The 2,745-nt window shown below is 69.5% G+C and carries 3 protein-coding genes; all 3 read left to right on the forward strand.

Annotated elements, in window-relative coordinates; translation table 11 throughout:
* Positions 1–74: 74 nt before the first annotated feature.
* The gene (locus AB8Z36_RS35455) at positions 75–998 is read left to right on the forward strand and encodes an ABC transporter permease (RefSeq protein ID WP_369217501.1); all 924 of its coding nucleotides are present in this window, start codon (positions 75–77) and stop codon (positions 996–998) included.
* Positions 991–1,968: an ABC transporter permease gene (locus AB8Z36_RS35460; protein ID WP_369217502.1), complete on the forward strand. Its 978-nt coding sequence runs from the start codon at positions 991–993 to the stop codon at positions 1,966–1,968. Before AB8Z36_RS35455 ends, AB8Z36_RS35460 begins: the two co-directional genes overlap by 8 nt.
* 6 nt (positions 1,969–1,974) lie before the next feature.
* Positions 1,975–2,745: ABC transporter ATP-binding protein (locus tag AB8Z36_RS35465; protein ID WP_369217503.1), on the forward strand; the 771-nt coding region annotated here is incomplete at its 3' end.

A 2,745-nucleotide genomic window follows, 5' to 3' on the forward strand; every position in this document is an offset into this window, starting at 1 on the left:
GGCCGGGCCCACGAGGCACCCGGCGGGCCGCTCCCCACCCGTTTCCGGAGCCCCCACTATCCCCGGAGCCCCTCATGGGACGTTATGTGATCCGGCGTCTGCTGCAGATGATCCCTGTCTTCATCGGCGCCACGCTCCTGATCTTCCTGATGGTCAACGTGATGGGCGACCCCGTGGCGGGGCTGTGCGGGGACCGCAAGTGCGACCCGGCGACCGCCGCGCGGCTCAAGCAGGAGTTCGGCCTCGATAAGCCGGTGTGGCAGCAGTACCTGACCTACATGGGCAACGTCTTCACCGGGGACTTCGGCACCGCCTTCAACGGCCAGAAGGTCACCGAGCTGATGTCGGCCGCCTTCCCGGTCACCATCCGCCTGACCATCGTGGCCATCGTCTTCGAGATCGTCATCGGCATCTCGCTCGGCGTCCTCACCGGGCTGCGGCGCGGGCGCCCCATCGACACCGTGGTGCTGCTGCTCACGCTCGTCGTGATCTCCATCCCCACCTTCGTCACCGGCCTCGTCCTGCAACTGCTCCTCGGCGTCCAGTGGGGCGTCATCAAACCCTCCGTGTCGAGCGAGGCGCCCTACAACGAGCTGATCGTCCCCGGCCTGGTGCTCGCCTCCGTCTCGCTCGCGTACGTGACCCGGCTGACCCGCACCTCCATCGCGGAGAACCGGCGTGCCGACTACGTCCGCACCGCCGTCGCCAAGGGCCTGCCCCGGCGCCGCGTCGTCACCCGGCACCTGCTGCGCAACTCCCTGATCCCCGTCGTCACCTTCATCGGCACCGACGTGGGCGCGCTGATGGGCGGCGCGATCGTCACGGAGCGGATCTTCAACATCCACGGCGTCGGCTTCCAGCTCTACCAGGGCATCCTGCGCCAGAGCACCCAGACCGTCGTCGGCTTCGTGACCGTACTCGTCCTGGTCTTTCTGGTGGCCAATCTCATCGTCGACCTGTTGTACGCCGTTCTCGATCCGAGGATCCGCTATGCCTGAACCCCAGGAACCAGAGAGGGCCATCGCCGCCACCGGCATGGGCGGCGCGATGGACCTCGCAGCGAGCGAGGGCACGTCCCTGGAGAGGGGATCTGCCGGGCCGGACGGCACCGGTCCCTCGGCGCCGGCGCGCAGCCTGTGGTCCGACGCCTGGCGCGACCTGCGGCGCAACCCGGTCTTCATCATCTCCGGGCTGATCATCGTCTTCCTCGTCGTGATCTCCCTGTGGCCCTCGCTGATCGCCTCGCGCAATCCGCTCGACTGCGACCTCGGCAACGCCCAGAAAGGGTCGGCACCCGGGCACCCCTTCGGCTTCAACGAGCAGGGCTGCGACGTCTACACGCGCGTCGTCTACGGGACGCGGGTCTCGGTCACCGTGGGCGTGTGCGCCACGCTCGGCGTCGCGGTCCTCGGCAGCGTCCTCGGCGGGCTCGCCGGGTTCTTCGGCGGCGGCTGGGACGCCGTCCTCTCCCGCATCACCGACATCTTCTTCGCCATCCCCGTGGTGCTCGGCGGCCTCGTGCTGCTCTCCGTGGTCACCAGCTCCACGGTCTGGCCCGTGGTCGGCTTCATGGTGCTGCTCGGCTGGCCGCAGATCTCCCGCATCGCGCGCGGCTCCGTGATCACCGCCAAACAGAACGACTACGTCCAGGCGGCGCGGGCGCTCGGCGCCTCCAACTCCCGGATGCTGCTCCGGCACATCACACCGAACGCCGTGGCCCCCGTCATCGTCGTGGCCACCATCGCGCTCGGCACCTACATCGCCCTGGAGGCCACGCTCTCCTACCTCGGCGTCGGTCTGAAGCCGCCGACGGTGAGCTGGGGCATCGACATCTCGGCCGCCTCCCAGTACATCCGCAACGCCCCGCACATGCTGCTCTGGCCGGCCGGCGCGCTGGCGATCACGGTGCTGGCGTTCATCATGCTCGGCGACGCGGTGCGCGACGCCCTCGACCCGAAGCTGAGGTAGGCGCCCATGGCAACCGTGGCATCCGAGGCGTCAGCGGCCGGGGCGTCCGCGTCGGCCAAGCTGCTCGACGTACGCGACCTGCACGTGGAGTTCCGGACCAGGGACGGGGTCGCGCGCGCCGTCAACGGCGTCGACTACAGTGTGGCGGCGGGCGAGACCCTGGCCGTGCTCGGCGAGTCCGGCTCGGGCAAGTCCGTGACCGCCCAGGCCATCATGGGCATCCTCGACACCCCGCCGGGAAAGATCACCTCGGGCGAGATCCTCTTCCGGGGCAAGGACCTCCTGAAGCTCAAGGAGGAGGAGCGCCGCAAGGTGCGCGGCGCGGGCATGGCGATGATCTTCCAGGACGCGCTGTCCTCGCTGAACCCGGTGCTCAGCGTGGGGGCCCAGCTCGCCGAGATGTTCGTCGTGCACCGGGGCATGTCGCGCAAGGACGCCAAGGCCAAGGCCGTCGAGCTGATGGACCGGGTGCGCATCCCGGCGGCCAGGGAGCGGGTCGGGCAGTACCCGCACCAGTTCAGCGGCGGCATGCGCCAGCGCATCATGATCGCCATGGCGATGGCCCTCGAACCCGCGCTGATCATCGCCGACGAGCCGACCACCGCCCTCGACGTCACCGTCCAGGCGCAGGTCATGGACCTCCTCGCCGAGCTCCAGCGCGAGATGAACATGGGCCTGATCCTCATCACCCACGACCTCGGCGTCGTCGCCGACGTCGCCGACACCATCGCCGTGATGTACGCGGGCCGCATCGTCGAGCGGGCCCCCGTCCACGAG

Source organism: Streptomyces flavofungini (assembly GCF_041028215.1).
Classification (GTDB): Bacteria; Actinomycetota; Actinomycetes; order Streptomycetales; family Streptomycetaceae; genus Streptomyces; species Streptomyces flavofungini_B.